The sequence below is a fragment of the Acetomicrobium flavidum genome (assembly GCF_900129645.1).
Lineage (GTDB): Bacteria > Synergistota > Synergistia > Synergistales > Acetomicrobiaceae > Acetomicrobium > Acetomicrobium flavidum.
In genome coordinates, this window is sequence record NZ_FSQZ01000001.1 from 1,213,094 (window position 1) to 1,228,649 (window position 15,556).

The window sequence follows — 15,556 nt, forward strand, 5'->3', positions numbered from 1 at the left end:
CTATCCCTCCACGCCTGCAAACATTTTTGCCTTGAACACACCTTCCAGCGCCTGAGCACCGGGGATGAGCGAATCGCCGTTGACATAGATAACGTCCGCACCCTCGGTAAATTTGTGCTTGGCCACAAAGTCACGGTCGCGTTTGTAATCTTCCTCTGTCCAACCTGCGGTTTCGCGCCAGATGACCACGGTGCGCTTGCCCTCGCGCGTCGCGCCGCGATAAATCAGGTAGTAACGGCCGTTATTGTCCAGCAACTGCCGCTTTGCCACGTCCAGCCCGATGAGATAGTTGAAGGTCTCGGGAAGGTCCACTTTCTGGACACGAGTCTCGCCATCGCGGTATATGTGCAAGCAGTAGTCAAAGGGCTTGCTAATTTTTTCCACATTCAGCAGGGTTTCGCTTTTGCGTGCCTCCCAACGAAGCATGTACTTCAGCAGGTAGTCCTCGAATCGCATTGCCACCTGCCCACCGCTTTCGTCGAAGGATAGATTGTTGAGGGCGTCTTCGTAAGATTCCAGGCGTATTACCTTGATGATACGCGGACCCCGCTCGGCTTCTTCTGCCGTAGCCACGCGTTTGGGCTTGCCGTCCTTCCATTCCGGCGAGAAGGTGACTTTCTTTAAGCGCGGCAGTAGAACGGTATCAAAGTAATCCGCCATCTCCACCAGGATGAACTTGCGCCGCCCGCCGTCCTCGCGGTTAAGATTGATGACCGCGTGGCCGGTGGTGCCGGAGCCGGCGAAGTAGTCGAGGATTAGGTCACTATCTTCAGGGGCTGCTGCAGCTACCAGTTCTTCATAAAGAGAGACAGGATGGCAATAAGGGAAATCTAGCCCCAGGGGTTCCAAGTCTCCTTTTCCTCTCTTTGCATCCTGTATAACCGAGCGCATCTGCATCTGGGAATCCTGAGTTAAGAAGCGTTTTTGTCGAGGCTGGGTTGTCTCATCCGGGCCAAAGAGTATTTCTCCTCGTTCGACCATTGCCCGGAGGGTTTCTGGTGTGCGGGAGAACCCATTGGGAGGAACCGGACACGGCTTACCTGTAATTGGATGAATTAGTGGTTGAAAAAACTTAGGGTCTGTACGAGGCTCTGGTGCTCTCAAGCTTACACTTTGGTAAATCCTTCCCTGCTCATCAAGGTAGCAATAGGCTTTTTCACCACCAGTAAGTCTTGGATTCTTCCGCACCCACTCTGTATATTCCCGGCGAGCTTCGTCTGTGACTCCACCATGCTTCGCGATGATTGATTGTGCTGTGCGCAGCATTGCTTGGATGCTGACATTTCGCTGATAAATGGATCTATTGATTGCGGATCTCCAGATAATGTATTCATGTTGAGTAGCAATGCCACGTCCTGCAGTCATCGGATTGCGTTTGTCCCAAATAACCGTACCAGCGTCAGGAATTCCAGAACAATCAAAGAGAAGCCCAAGCCGTTCAAACTCATTTTCATCAATATGGCAGAGAAAATGACCTTCATCCGTCAACAGCGTGCTAGCAATTGATAGCCGATCCCACATCATTGCCAACCAACTTGAGTGCTGATAATCATTCTTGTAGAGGAATCCACTCGTCGCGGTATTGTACGGTGGATCAATATGAATACACTTCACCTGCTCACGATACTTCTCCTGGAGCAGGTTGAGCGCCTGCCAGTTTTCGGAGTGTACCAAGAGACCATCAGTCATCTCATCCAAATCGTCAAAACTCGCCAACAGGCGGTTGGTGAAATCTGGAGTAAAGTGACGGGTATCCAGCGGCAGGGAAGGATGGGTCTTCAGGAACACCACTCTGCCCTCCGGTGTTACCCGGTCCCCTGAAAACATGTCCTGGGGCAGGGCATCCAACCGCAGCATCTCCTCCCATTCCTTCCACTGGGCGTCACAGACGGCAATCTCTTCATAGAACGCTTCCGGAATATTGCCCACGGCGACGACGCAAAAAGTCTCGGTGATGAATTTCTTCTTTTCCCAGAGCATTTTCTGGAAGTTTTCTATCTGTGCCAGGAACTCAATGATGATTAGGCCGATGCGCTTGATCAGACGCATGAGTTGGAACCAACCCTCGGCCAGCCCCTCGCCCGCGGCTTCCATCTCCTCCAAGTTGAGCACCTCGTTTTTCAGGTAAAAGTCCAGTTCCCGCGATAAGAAGCCTTTTAAATCCTTGTGGATGAAAAAGTCGCTGGTGTTGCGCCGGGTGTACTGGCGCAGGTGGTGTTCCAGCAGGGTTACTGCCGTCCCGTCGGTGCGGTGCTTTTCGGCAATCAATGCTGCCAAAGCCTCAGGGGCGTTCTTGAGCAGACGCTTTGAAATCTTTTCCAGCGCTTCGGCAATAATGGCCTCCTGCTGGTTCCTCTTGCCGTAGGTATTCTGCTCTTCCTGGTTAAGCGGGCGGAACTCGAAGGGAATGGTAAGGGTGCTTGCGCTGGCGTCCCAGGTGATTTCGTCCAATCTCGGTAGAAAGAAGCGCTTTTCACCCTTGATGTTATTCTGTTCCACGTCGGCAGTCTTTAGCTTGAAGTGTACAGTCACGCCATTGGGAGCCTTCCATGTATAATCTGTGAAGTGCTCACCGGTCTTGACGTAATACTGGTCGTGGTTGGCCCAGTAGAGATAGACTTCCTCACCATTGTAGGGAATGGCATAGCGTTCCTTTTTGGAGTAACGGCGCTTGGAAATGAAGTCGCCGTCCTGCCAGTAGCGGCTGAAAAAGGAATAAAGATGGTTGTAGATAGCCGTCTCCAGAGCATGACGGCCCTTTGCGTATCTAGCCCGTTCCTGCGCAACAAGATATTCTCTTCCTGCCTTTGTCTCACGGTATTTCTCGGCTAAGTTGCCATCAGCATCGAGGGCATCTTCGCCCAGCGCTTCCAGCACCTTTTTCCGGGCAGCATCCAGCTCTTGTGTAGCTTGACTTTGCGCAGCCAGTGCCCCCTTGTTTAGCTCATCGTTCACCAAGCGCGGCAGGTCCTCGGAGATAAAGCGCTCGATGATTGCCCGCTTGAAGTTCATGATGCGATAGATGCCAAAATCCAGGTCAGCGCAATCAAATTGAAATAGCTCACGCAGAAGTTGTTGGAATTTTGTCTGAGGAGTGCTCATCGCTGTTCACCTTGCCTTTCCTTCTTCCTTTTCTTGACTTCTCCCGGCCTTTCTCCACCAGGCCCGGGATGATGGGCACAACGAAAACCTATTTAGACGATTTTCAAAGCATCCTGCCCGTAGCCTTACCCTCAATAGTCATTATCAAGACCAATAGGATGGCTGCATTACCAATACGTGTCTTACTTACCCCCCTATGTTTTTCCCCTTACTCTCTCGGGGAAGAAACCGCATCAGGCCTTTAACTATTACCATTTCCATTTATAGCTGTAACATCGTCGTTACCAATATGCTCGTTATAATATTCTACATCGATATTCAATTTCATTCCAAAGAATAGAATGAAGAGCAGCAGCATGTGCAATCCCTTGTCTAACTTTGTCGTTAGCGTAAAGTTTTGGTAGGCGGTGGCAGGAAAAACGCGTGTGGAGATAAAAATAGAGACCTCGCACCAACAGATAGACAGAAAGGAGCGAGGTCTCATGAAGAGCGAGGCGTAGACATCGCCCTCAACCCTAGTGTACTGGATTTTGTAGAGGATATCAAGACTTTGGAGCAAGCCTGTTTGGCTGTAGCACGCCATTTGTTTGTTGCATTGATAGAGGCCCTTGATGACGCCTTATTGGCGCAAAAACCCAAACACTACAAATGCGTGGGTAAGAGGCGTAGGACGCTTTCCACACTGATAGGAGACATTGTGATACACCGTCGCCTATACGTTCATGCCTCAAAGAAGCGAGGCAAGAAGAAAGGCAGTAAAGCTCGTTTTCTGCTGAACGAGAGACTGAATATCCAACCTCGCCGGCGTGTAACCCACGGATTATTGCGACTTATAGTGTCGGCTGCTACGCGCCTAAGTTTTCGAGAAGTATCGGAGATGCTCGAGGAAGCCGGTTTCCCAAGGATTAGCCATACCACCATTCACAATGAGGTTCGCCGATATGGTGAATTACAAAGCCAAGTGCTGCAGCAATCAAAAGAGCTGTTATTTGTAGCTGGTCAGAGAGTGGAGAACGTCGAGCTAAGAAAGGTGCCCGTGCTGTTCATTGAAGCAGATGGCATTATAGTTAACTGTCAGGGCGCAGACACCACGAAACTAGAACTGAAACTGGCTGCGATTCATGAGGGCTGGGAAGAATTGGGTAAGCGGCGCAAGTTAAAGAAAGCGACAACTGTGATAGGCCTGTTTAATGGTGGAGACGATTTTTGGGAGACGGTTACAGCACAGCTGATGAAAACATACGACCTAACGGATACTCAGATTGTTATTAACGGAGATGGAGCGGACTGGATACAGAAGACAGCTAAGGATTATTTTGCTGATGCTATAGTCCAACTTGATAGGTACCATCTCATCAGGGACCTTCGTCTTGCGGTAGGTCAAAAGGCTGCTAATGATTTGTTGGCACAACTAGATAGGGGAGATGTAACCGTATTCGTAGATACTCTTGAGGCGATGGCTCCGAGGATTCCGGAAAAACGTCGAGAGGTTTACGGGAAACTACTCAATCTATTTAAGAAGTATCCAGAGCATTTGTTGGACTACCGTCACCGCCTAGGCAATGAGTATGAGGGAATAAGGCTTCACGGGATGGGTGCAGCAGAAACAATGGTTGACAAGAAGGTAGCAAACCGCATGAAGAAACGAGGCATGCTGTGGAGCCGTATTGGCGCTTGTGCAATGGCATCGCTGCTAATGCTTCGCAGCAACGATCAACTATTCCAATGGCTAGACCGTCATCCCGAGAATGATGTTCTTAATCCTGTTCCCAGGTTGCGCCAGCAAGTGATAACTAGCGGCCATGAAGCACCAGGTGAATGGCTGAGAGTAGCAATGCCTAGCTTAGGGTACTCTACGAAACCCTGGGTGATAGCTCTACGGAACCTCAGCGGCTTCAGCACAGCTTTATGAACACCAATTGTGGCGAGGTCTCTCGCCTACTAAAGCTTGACGCGTACGCATAGCGTGGAAGAGTGGCTAAACCTTTGCCGGCAGGGTAAAGTAAAAACCTACATTCGGGGAAATGACCCTAACCTTGACGATGCCTGGCGGCAGTATGAGGAAGAAAAAGAGATAATCCAGGATTGGGCAAAGAAATCCGCTACACGGAAGAAGGTTTGTGGCGAAACGTTACCCTTACCGGAAGTTGCAAAACATTACAGCCAGGCCCGGCTACGGGAAATAGTTTCAGCTGCCCACCCGGAGGCGGCAAATGCAGTATTTGGACATTAATGAAATGAAAGAGTGTGAATAGCATGGAAAAAGCACCTACTCCACCTGGAGTAGGTGCCTCCATTAAAGGAGGCGGACAAGAAAAGGTATAATATAGTTAGAAAGCGAAAAGTTGAACGAGGTGATACAATGCCCGAGGATAAATTCAGATGGAAGAAAGGCGAGGTCATAGCTGAAATGTCGCAGTGTGCGTATTGCAAGAACGCCTTGGATTATGCTACCTGCGCAGAATTCGGGACAAAACCTAAAAAATACCGCTACAACGAAGAACCTTGTCCAAAACGAATACCCGAATGAAAGGAAGGAGGGCAATGGAAGAGAAACAAAATCAAAACCAGCCAATTCAGGTTTACGAAAATCCTACCTCAAAGCGAATTGAGATTCATTCCAGACATCACAAGTTAGTCGTGAGAGATATGAAAACTGGGAGAAATGAATTGGAAAGAACCTTGCCCCTATTTATACTACCAAATTGTACTTTGTACTAGCCGAAAACGTTTTGAACAAAACGATCATATAAATTATTGAATCTATTACTGAAAAAAGGCTTGACTTTCTCTTTCTTTTCCTTTATAATTAAATTAAAAAATCCTAATTATGTCAAAAAAGGAAGATGAAAGGGGGGTTAATATGCCTACTACCAAGATTAAGACGAAGGCTCACCCGAGGCTAAGGCAATTTAGAATTTACGGCTACTTAAGAGTTTCAACGATTGACCAGGACACGGAAAAAAATAAGGCTGATATATTATCCTTTGCCAATTCAAAGGGATTCTTGGGGCAGGTTGAATTTGTGGAGGAGAAAATCTCAGGCTTAAAATCCTGGAAAAAAAGAAAGTTGAAAGATTTGGTAGAATCAATGTCAGAGGGTGACATCCTTATTGTCCCTGAATTGTCCAGGCTAGGACGTTCCCTAGTTGAGGTTTTAGAAGTCTTAAACGAATTAAAGGATAAAGGAGTTAAAGTTTTTTCTGTCAAAGAAAACTTCCAGCTAAACGGGGACGATATACAATCAAAAGTTATGCGGACAATGTTAGGTCTGTTTGCTGAAATAGAAAGGGATTTAATATCTGCAAGGACAAAGGAAGGACTGGCCGCAGCTAAAGCATCTGGAAAACGGCTAGGCAGGCCCAAAGGCCCTGGCAAGTCAAAGCTGGATAAGTTCAAGCCGGAAATCGTTGCATTGCTAAAGAACGGCTCAAAAAAGATTTTCATAGCAGAACGCTATGGCGTTACCCCGGCTACCCTGACTAACTGGCTGAAGAGGCACGGCCTGGACAAATTGACGCCTACACCGTAAGGAAGGAGGGAAAATAACGGTGCAACCACGGGCTTTCAGTTATATCCGTTTCTCCTCTCCAGAGCAAGAAAAAGGTGATTCCTTACGGCGTCAAATTCAGTTATCCGAAGAATACTGCAAACAGCATGGCCTTATCCTAGACGATACATTAAAACTAACTGATAAAGGACTATCTGCTTATAAAGGGCATCATCGCACTAAAGGGGCATTAGGGGAATTCCTCAGATTGGTGGAAGAAGGGAAAATCCCTCCAGGTTCGGTTCTGCTAGTAGAAAACCTGGACAGGCTTTCTAGGGAGCAAATCCTTGATGCACTTAATCAGTTTACAAGTATCATTAAAGCAGGAATTAAAATCGTAACACTGCAAGACGGGATGGAATATGACCAGGAAAGCATTAATCAGAACTGGGCACAGCTTATAATTTCTATCACTTATATGGCCCGGGCACACGATGAATCAGAAACCAAGTCTAAACGTATATCAGCCGTTTGGGAGAACAAAAGGAGTAAAGCCGGCAATGGAGGCAAAAAGCTGACCGCAAAAGCCCCAGCGTGGCTAAAACTTTCTCAAGACAGAACTAAATTTATCTTAATCCCTGAAGCAGCCAAAGCAGTTGAATTGATTTACCGTAAGAAACTGGCCGGTAAAGGGACGGGAAGAATTGAGAGAGAGCTTAACGAAGACCCAAATGTCTGGAAACCACCGAAAACAGGCCGTAATAAAACCGGGGGCTGGAGAAAAAGCTACATCACTAAAATTCTAAGGACCAAGGCTGTTATTGGGGAATTCCAGCCACATAAATTAGTTGATGGCAAGAGGCAACCCATAGGCGACCCAATACCGGATTATTTTCCACCAGTCATTGATAAGGAATTGTTTTACCAGGTGCAGGCTCAATTACAAGCTAATGCAGAGAAAAAAGGCAATGCTGGAGGCAGGACGGGTAAAGTCTCAAACCTTTTCACCCATGTCATTAAATGCGGTTTATGCGGTTATCCCATGCATTTTATAAACAAAGGCAAACCGCCAAAAAGCAGGAAATACCTAGTCTGTGATGCTTCTAGGCGGTTGAAAACCTGTACTGCTAAACCTATTCGATATGAGGAATTTGAGCAATTATTTTTTGATAACTTCGAGGAACTGGACATCAGCCAGCTAATACCGGGGGAAGATGAAACCCAGGCCAGAATAAATGAGTTAGAAAAACTTCTAACAGTTAATAGGCAGAGGCTGCTTGAAATTGACAGTAAAGTGGAGAACTTCTCCGACACCATCGGACGAACAAAGGACAGCAGAATCAGGGAACAGCTTGAAAAGAAGCTATCCCAGGCCTTTGATGATAAAGAAAGGTTAGAGAGCGAGAATAAGAAATTTGAACGGGAAATAACGGAATTACGGCAACAAAAGGCCGGGCTGGAAAAAGACATTGAACAGGCTAAAGAAATATATCAGTTATTAAATTCCGCCCAAGGTGAGACAGAGCGAATTGAACTACGCTTGCGCTTGCGCCAGCAGATTCAGAAATCTATTGAATGGATTAAAATTTATCCGCTTCAGGAACCTTATCAGGAAATACAGGAAACCGAAGAACCCGGCATTGTTAAGATTATGAAAAGCAAATATATTGACAAGGTGCGAATTAAGTTTCGGGGAAGCCGAGACCTCCGGGTGCTATACCTAAAGAACCATGCAGAACTGAGCGAATAGCATAAAACCGTTTATGCTTAAAACCGTTTATAATATTTTAATATTGTGGCAACCCGTCCCTTGAAGCTCAAGCATGATGTCAGCCAATTCTTGGGCGGAGACCTCATTGCCCTTGCCAAGTTGACTGATGTCGTAATTTTGACAAAACACGCATGCCATGTTGCAGTGTGTGAAAAATATCGTGCCTGAGCCAAATCTTCCTACTAAAACTTTTTCTTCGCCGAAATGAGGTCCGTAGCTGCTTACGACGGCATTTCTTCCCGTCTTGCAAAAGCCCTTATCGCTTTTTAAGCGATTTACGTGGCACTTCCTGGGGCACAGTTCACAGTTCGACAAAATTTCCAAAGCCATTTCCAAGCGTTCCGGTAGCTCTTTTAGAAATTTTTTGTCCTGCTTCATGCAAAGCACCTCAAATAAAGGAGCTAAATTTCTGCTCCTTGTATGCTATAGTTGGTCAAATTATACTAAATGAATATTTAAGCGTTGCGGTCTTTCCGTATAAGCTTTTGTGCCGAAGGACAGCATGCAAGCCCGCCCCGGGACGTGCAGCGCAGTTCTGCAGGAAGCATTTCTCCAACACTGTGGACGGCGTCGATGGTCTCGTCCAAAGGAATGAAGTTCTCGTAACCTCCAAGTATCAGGTCGGCACACAAAAGAGCTTGTGAGGCAAGGGCTGCGTTTCTGGTGTGGCAGGGGATTTCCACGATGCCCTGGACCAAATCGCAGACAGAGCCCATGATGTTTTGAAACACTATTGCGGCGGCATCGCAGGCTTGCTTGGCCGTGCCGCCTGCTGCTTCGATTACTGCTGCAGCGCCCATGGCACCTGCTGCGCCGATCTCCACCTGACAACCGGCAACCTCAGCAGCAAACGTGCTGCGCCTGGCCAAAGCCAACCCCACCGCTCCGGCAGCCCAAAGCGCATCTAAAACTTTCTTTTTGTCTAATCCAAAGTCTTCTATGAGAGTTGATAATATTGCCGGTATTACGCCTGCCGAGCCACCTGTCGGACATGCGCACACTACGCCTCCGGATGAGTTAACGTGCATGGCGGCGAGAGCCCTTGTGGCAGCGTGGGAATGGATTCCACCGACAAAAAGTTTGCCCTCCTTTTCCGATTCGTACACCTTCCACGCCGTTGGAGTCAGCAGCTTCATCGGCAAATCCTTGCTGGTAAGCCCAACTTGCGCTGACTCTAGCATCACCCTTAGCCTCGCATCCATTTCTTCGTTTAGTAGGGTTGCCGGCATTTGCAAGAGCGACTCCTCGTAAAAAAGAGCTGCTTCCCCTAAGGTCAATTTTTCTCGTTCTGCCAGGTTTAAAAGTTCGAAGGTGTCTTTAAATGCCTCTTTGCCCTTTAAGGGGAAAAGAATAGGTTTGGCAAGGTATGAAGAAATTACGCCAGTATTGTCGGATATGCCGGCAGGAGGCTCAAGGGGTGAGCTTGCATAAAGCGCTATATTGGAGGCCGCGACGATCTTTTTTGCCTCTTTGTCCCAAGATTTTAGAGCAGTTACAAGTTTTTCTTCGTCCTCCCCTTTGATGGAAAGGCCTAGTATCAATATCATCTCGTAGCGATCTCCGGTGATCTTTACGGGTATCCCGTTTATAGAAGCTATTTCTATTGAGCCTCCTCCTATTGAACGGGCATGCGCAGTTAACTTCTTTCCATTCTCCCCTGTTGCCTCGATCAGGGTGCTGTTGGGGTGGTCTGCTTCAGGAAAGGCTTTGAGCTTAAAAGAAACTTTTATGTTTTCCGATTGAGCTATTTCAAGCATGCGCGGAAAGTCTGGATCAGTTAAATCGCGGTTCAATATGCCGGCTATGAAAGCCAAATCGCTGCCTTGGTCGTGGTAGCATACGGCCATTGAGCTTGCTGGATGAAAGCAGAAAATGACTTCACCAGGATTTTCCCCCAATAAGTCTCTTACTATCCTGCCGATCCTCCAGGGCCCTGCCGTGTGCGAGCTGGACGGCCCCCTCATTATCGGGCCAATTACGTCATTAAGGATGCTTACGCGCTTCTTCATTTGATTGCCTCCGATTTGAATCATATTTCGGACATAAGCCTTATGTTAGGAAGAAATCTATTACATCCACTTTTTTCTTTTAAAATACACCACCATCCCTATGCCGATGACCAACATCGCGATTAGCACCATGGGATAACCGTATCTCCATTCCAGCTCCGGCATGTATTTGAAGTTCATGCCGTAAATGCCCGCAATCAGGGTCAAAGGGATGAATATCGTGGCTATTATGGTCAAAACCTTCATGATCTCGTTAGTTTTATTGCTTATGCTCGAAAGATATATGTCAAGCAAACTGCTTGTCATATCCCGAAACATTTCAACGGTGTCTATTGCCTGAATGGTATGGTCGTATACATCTCTAAAGTATATGAGTGCTTCAGTGATTAAATGTGAATCTCCCTTCGACAGCTGGCTTAAAACCTCCCTCAAGGGCCATGCAGACCTTCTCATGTTAATTAAATTACTTTTAAACTTATGTATTGCCTGTACGGTATCTTGGGAGGGGTTTGTGATCACTTCGCTTTCCAGGCCTTCAATCTCTTCTCCCAGCTTTTCGAGGATTATATAGTAGTGATCGACGATGATATCGATTAAGGCATGGAGGAGATAATCGGCGCCCCTCTTTCTGATAGCTCCCTTGTCGTTTTCTATCCTTTCGCGTATAGGGTCAAAGATGTCCAGTTTTCTTTCCCGAAAGGTAAAGACAAAGCTGTCTCCCAACACCATGCTGACCTGCTCGCTTTCGATCTCGTGCGATTTGTCGTCGTAGTTCAACATCTTGAGGACAATGAAGATGTAATCTTCGAAGTACTCTATTTTGGATCGCTGATGAATATTTAGGATATCCTCTAACACAAGGGGATGCAGGTTGTAAATTTTGCCGATCTTTTCTACGGCATCTACCCTGTGCAGCCCCACAACATCTATCCATGTGACAGTAGAAGGATCTTTAAATGATGCACACTCGTCTATATCCTTGACCTTTATTTTTCTGTATCCACTGGCATTGTAGTCTATCGCAGTTATCTCGAACTCTTCCCTTTTGTCGCCAGTGTATATGAGCGTTCCCGGTGGAGTCCCGACCTTTTTGCCGATCTCCTTTTTGGATCTTTTCACATCGATACCTCCATTTGTTACAATAAAATGATGCAATATATAAGTTCATCATACTGCTATTCTAAGACAAGAGCTGGTGATGCGGTTGTCGGCAAATACTCTACGCCCTTTATTTTAACCCACAACGAACCTGTAATTTTATATTGACACAGGACGATAGGTGACTGTAATATAATACACAGTATACATGATGTACTAAATGATTGGGGGGCATGGAGTCAAAATGGATGATGCGGGAAAGAAGAAGAGATTTCTGGGTTGGTACTTCAGGGTACCGGTGGTGTGGAGGATTTTAGCCGGCTTTGCGTTGGGCATTTTTGCGGGGCTGATCATAGGGCCGAGCATCACCGTGGTTGAACCCTTGGGAAACCTGATGCTTAAGTTGCTGCAGATGGTCGTGCTTCCTCTGATCTTTTTTGCAATCGTTGTAGGTTTCGGGTCTACGTCTATCTTTGAGATAGGCAATATAGCGAAAAAGATCTTTTGTTATTATCTGTTTACCACTTTACTTGCAGCGACATTTGGCCTGCTCCTGGCTCATGTCTTTAAGCCGGGGTTGGGCATGACCTTTGCAGTTGGTGAGTCTGTAGCAAATAACAGCACAAAACTTGGGGATACGTCGATAAGTGATGTGTTTTTAAATTTATTTCCCGATAATGTAATAGCTTCTTTTGCGAAAGGGTCATATTTGCAAGTTTTGATCTTCGCCATTTTCTTTGGCCTTGCGATCTCATGCCTCAGGGATAGCAAGGACACCAGGGTGAGGGATGCCGTGAGGGCAGTCTACACCTTTTGTGAAGGCGGAGCCGAGATCATGATTAAAATTACGCAAGGTGTTCTGGAGTATACCCCAGTAGGCGTCTTTGCCTTAATAGCCGTTCTATTTGCACAAAGGGGCCTAAATATCATAGGTGGCCTTGGGAAGTTGATCACTGCCTGTTACTCTGGCTACCTCTTTCAGGTTCTCGTAGTTTATGGTTTCTTCTTGATGTTGTTTAAAGTGGACTTGCGCAAATTCTTTGCCAAGGTTAAGGACCCCATGCTAATGGCATTCGCCACGCGAAGCAGCAGTGCAACTTTGCCGCTATCGATAAAGACGGCAGAAGAAAAGATGGGAATATCCAGATCAGTGTGTGGTTTTACCCTGCCTTTGGGATCGCAGATAAATCTTGACGGGGAAGCTTACTACCAGGTGCTTTCCATATTTTTCGTGGCCAATGCGATGGGAATTCATTTTACATTGGCGCAGCAAGTATTGCTTGCTATAGTAGTAACTATTGGTACAACAGGTACGGCAGGGATTGCAGGATCAGGCCCTGTAATGTTGTTGGCGGCGATGAATATGTTGGGAATTAATCCTGAGCCGGGTACGGTAGCTGCAGCAGCTTTTGCCCTAGTTCTTGGGATAGACGTGATTCTAGACATGGGCAGGACCTGCATAAACGTCACAGGCGACCTTGCTGGAACCACAATAGTCGCCAAAAGCGAAGGTCTGATCGATTGGGAAAAGTGGAAGTAGGGGTTAAGGGGGCGTATAATATAACCAAATTAGAAATGATTATAAAATTTACAAATTACTATATAATTAGTTCATTTTATAGATAATCAGGAGGCATGTAAAATGTCCGAAGTAAGAGTGGAAATGGAAATGGCAAAAAGAAGGGCAGCGATAAGGCCTATAAGCGAGCGCATTGCGAAGCTCAGGGAAGAAAGCGTCAGCGCTCCTGTAAAGATATCAAGCGAACGGGCCAGGCTTGTTACCGAGTTTTACAAAAGCGGTCAAGCTGACGGCAAGTCCGAACCCGTTAGACGCGCCCTAGCCTTCAAGTATCTGATGGAGCGAGTAAGCCTTCCCGTGGAAGACGGGCAGCTCATAGTAGGCCTTCGTGGCACAGGACCTCAGGAGGTGCCGACATACCCAGAGATATGTACCCACGACCTCGAGGATCTGGAAGTTTTGGACACAAGGGAAAACATGCCCTACAGGGTCGACGAGGATACAAAAAAGATATATGAGGAGGAGATCATACCTTTTTGGAAGGGCAAGACGACCAGAGAGATAATCTTTAGCAGCCTCCCCAAGGAATGGATCGAAGCTTACGAGGCTGGCATATGGACCGAGTTCATGGAACAGAGGGCGCCCGGTCACAGCGCCGGCGGAGAAAAGATATTCACGTCGGGCGTCTTGGACATAAAAGAAGATATAAAAAGACAGATGAACGCACTAAACCCAGCAGACCCAGCTTACTACGATAAAATGGAAGAGCTAAAGGCCATGGACATCGCAGCTGACGCCATATTGATCTATGCTAAAAGGTATGCCGAAAGACTACGAGAGTTGGCCAAATTAGAAAGAGACGCCAAAAGAAAGGCCGAGCTTGAGAAGATGGCCCAAATTTGCGATCACGTGCCTGCCCATGCGCCAAGGACCTTTTGGGAGGCCTTGCAGCATTATTGGTTCGTCCATGTGGGCATAGTGTACGAGACAAATCCCTGGGATTCCTTCAACCCCGGAAGGCTGGATCAGCACCTATATCCCTTTTATGAGAGGGAAGTTGCCGATGGGACGCTTACCAGGGATCAGGCAAAGGAGCTGCTCGAGGCATTCTGGATAAAGATCAACAATCAGCCGGCAGTGCCAAAGGTGCGCGTCACGGCAGAGGAAAGCTTTACCTATAACGACTTCACGAAGATAAACATAGGAGGTCTTAAAGAGGACGGCTCCGACGGCGTCAACGAAGTTTCCTATTTATTGCTTGAAGTTTTAGACGAGATGAGGACGTTGCAGCCAAATACCGCTGTCCAGGTGAGCGTCAGAAATCCGGAACGTTTCGTCACAAAGGCGCTAAAGGTGGTGGGGCCTGGATTTGGCGAACCTCCATTTTTCAACTTCGATGGCGTCATCGTTAAGATGTTAAGGCAGGGCAAATCCTTGGAGGATGCCCGCACAGCAGGCGTAAGCGGATGCGTGGAGACCGGAGCCTTCGGAAAGGAATCGTACATTTTAACCGGATACTTCAACTTGCCCAAAATACTTGAGATCACCCTAAACGACGGCATCGATCCCCGAACGGGCAAAAGGCTGGGCTTAAGCACTGGAGATCCCCGAAACTTTAAGACCTTTGATGATCTGTGGGATGCCTTCATGAAGCAGGTTAAGTATTTTATGGACATCAAGATGAAGGGAAATGACATCATAGAGTCCATATTTGCCAAGCATTTTCCCGTTCCCTTCATGTCCCTTTGGATCTGCGATTGCGTGGAAAAGGCAAAGGACTACAACTGCGGCGGCACACGCTACAATACCCAGTACCTCCAGGTGGTGGGCCTCGGCACCATTGCTTATAGCCTGACCTCTGTCAAATATCACGTCTTCGACAAAGGGGCTGTGCAGATGGGCGAACTGCTCGACGCCTTGAAGTCCGACTTTGCCGGCAGATACGAGATGTTGCGACAGGTCATATTGAACAAAACTCCCAAATACGGCGAAGATGACGATTATGCCGACAAGATAGCCAAAGACCTGGTGGACCAGGTCGTCAGCATGATCGAAAGCTATCCTCCCTCGCCCATGAGGAGGGCGTCAAAGAGGGCGTACTTTCTGCCTACCACTGCTCACGTCTATTTTGGCAAAGTCACAGGCGCTACCCCTGACGGCAGAAAGGCAGGCTTCCCGGTGTCTGAAGGCATATCGCCCGTACAGGGAAGCGACAGGAAGGGCATTGCAGCCGTTTTCAGGTCCGTCTCAAAATGCGATTGGGATAAGACAGGCGGTGCCTTGCTGAACCAACGGCTTAGCCCCGATCTGCTCGAAGGGGAAGAAAACGTTAAGAAGCTGGCCCAGTTGATCAGGACCTTTTTCATGATGGGCGGACACCACGTGCAGTTTAACGTCGTAAGCACCGAACTGCTCAAGGAAGCACAAAGAAGGCCCAAGGACTTCCAGGACCTCATGGTGAGAGTCGCCGGCTACAGCGATTACTTCGTCAATTTGCCCAAGGGCTTGCAGGAAGAGATAATAGCGAGGACTGAATACGAGCAGGTTTAAACAAAGGAGAAAACTAC

The 15,556-nt window shown here is 47.4% G+C and carries 10 protein-coding genes; 6 read left to right on the forward strand and 4 right to left on the reverse strand.

The annotated features are described in order from the left end of the window. Entirely contained in the window at window positions 1–3,102 is a 3,102-nt protein-coding gene (locus BUQ78_RS06210) for a site-specific DNA-methyltransferase (RefSeq protein WP_074199628.1), read from the reverse strand. A 397-nt stretch (window positions 3,103–3,499) separates the two neighbouring features. On the opposite strand from BUQ78_RS06210, the gene BUQ78_RS06215 reads away from it, so the two are divergent. The 4 genes from BUQ78_RS06215 to BUQ78_RS06230 all read left to right on the forward strand — a co-directional run bounded on the left by BUQ78_RS06215 (window position 3,500) and on the right by BUQ78_RS06230 (window position 8,342). After that, window positions 3,500–5,014, forward strand: a complete 1,515-nt coding sequence (locus BUQ78_RS06215) for an ISLre2 family transposase (RefSeq protein WP_084532255.1) — start codon at window positions 3,500–3,502, stop codon at window positions 5,012–5,014. Between the two features lie 450 nt (window positions 5,015–5,464). Further along, the gene (locus BUQ78_RS10035; RefSeq protein ID WP_159432094.1) at window positions 5,465–5,632 is read left to right on the forward strand and encodes a hypothetical protein; all 168 of its coding nucleotides are present in this window, start codon (window positions 5,465–5,467) and stop codon (window positions 5,630–5,632) included. A gap of 333 nt (window positions 5,633–5,965) precedes the next feature. Further along, a complete protein-coding gene (locus BUQ78_RS06225) occupies window positions 5,966–6,634 on the forward strand; it encodes a recombinase family protein (protein ID WP_074199629.1) in 669 nt (222 codons plus the stop codon). A 19-nt stretch (window positions 6,635–6,653) separates the two neighbouring features. Then, entirely contained in the window at window positions 6,654–8,342 is a 1,689-nt protein-coding gene (locus BUQ78_RS06230; protein WP_200779698.1) for a recombinase family protein, read from the forward strand. Between the two features lie 27 nt (window positions 8,343–8,369). Here the strand turns inward: BUQ78_RS06230 and BUQ78_RS06235 are convergent, their stop codons facing one another. From BUQ78_RS06235 to corA, 3 genes are all read right to left on the reverse strand, one after another. Further along, window positions 8,370–8,741, reverse strand: coding sequence for a radical SAM protein (locus tag BUQ78_RS06235; RefSeq protein ID WP_318259544.1), 372 nt, complete (start codon window positions 8,739–8,741; stop codon window positions 8,370–8,372). A 77-nt stretch (window positions 8,742–8,818) separates the two neighbouring features. Beyond that, on the reverse strand, window positions 8,819–10,372 hold the full coding sequence (locus BUQ78_RS06240; protein WP_074199630.1) for an L-serine ammonia-lyase, iron-sulfur-dependent, subunit alpha: 1,554 nt from the start codon (window positions 10,370–10,372) through the stop codon (window positions 8,819–8,821). A 60-nt stretch (window positions 10,373–10,432) separates the two neighbouring features. Continuing rightward, on the reverse strand, window positions 10,433–11,491 hold the full coding sequence (corA, locus tag BUQ78_RS06245; RefSeq protein WP_014807759.1) for a magnesium/cobalt transporter CorA: 1,059 nt from the start codon (window positions 11,489–11,491) through the stop codon (window positions 10,433–10,435). Between the two features lie 223 nt (window positions 11,492–11,714). On the opposite strand from corA, the gene BUQ78_RS06250 reads away from it, so the two are divergent. Continuing rightward, a complete protein-coding gene (locus BUQ78_RS06250; RefSeq protein ID WP_074199631.1) occupies window positions 11,715–13,010 on the forward strand; it encodes a dicarboxylate/amino acid:cation symporter in 1,296 nt (431 codons plus the stop codon). 102 nt (window positions 13,011–13,112) lie between these two features. After that, window positions 13,113–15,539: a trans-4-hydroxy-L-proline dehydratase gene (hypD, locus tag BUQ78_RS06255; RefSeq protein WP_074199632.1), complete on the forward strand. Its 2,427-nt coding sequence runs from the start codon at window positions 13,113–13,115 to the stop codon at window positions 15,537–15,539. Window positions 15,540–15,556: the final 17 nt, after the last annotated feature.

What these genes read in the sequence shown, in the direction of transcription:
- BUQ78_RS06210 (WP_074199628.1), bottom strand. Translation starts at nt 3,102, where the DNA reads ATGAGCACTCCTCAGACAAAATTCCAACAACTTCTGCGTGAGCTATTT.
- BUQ78_RS10035 (WP_159432094.1), top strand. Translation starts at nt 5,465, where the DNA reads ATGCCCGAGGATAAATTCAGATGGAAGAAAGGCGAGGTCATAGCTGAA.
- BUQ78_RS06225 (WP_074199629.1), top strand. Translation starts at nt 5,966, where the DNA reads ATGCCTACTACCAAGATTAAGACGAAGGCTCACCCGAGGCTAAGGCAA.
- BUQ78_RS06235 (WP_318259544.1), bottom strand. Translation starts at nt 8,741, where the DNA reads ATGAAGCAGGACAAAAAATTTCTAAAAGAGCTACCGGAACGCTTGGAA.
- BUQ78_RS06240 (WP_074199630.1), bottom strand. Translation starts at nt 10,372, where the DNA reads ATGAAGAAGCGCGTAAGCATCCTTAATGACGTAATTGGCCCGATAATG.
- BUQ78_RS06250 (WP_074199631.1), top strand. Translation starts at nt 11,715, where the DNA reads ATGGATGATGCGGGAAAGAAGAAGAGATTTCTGGGTTGGTACTTCAGG.
- hypD (WP_074199632.1), top strand. Translation starts at nt 13,113, where the DNA reads ATGTCCGAAGTAAGAGTGGAAATGGAAATGGCAAAAAGAAGGGCAGCG.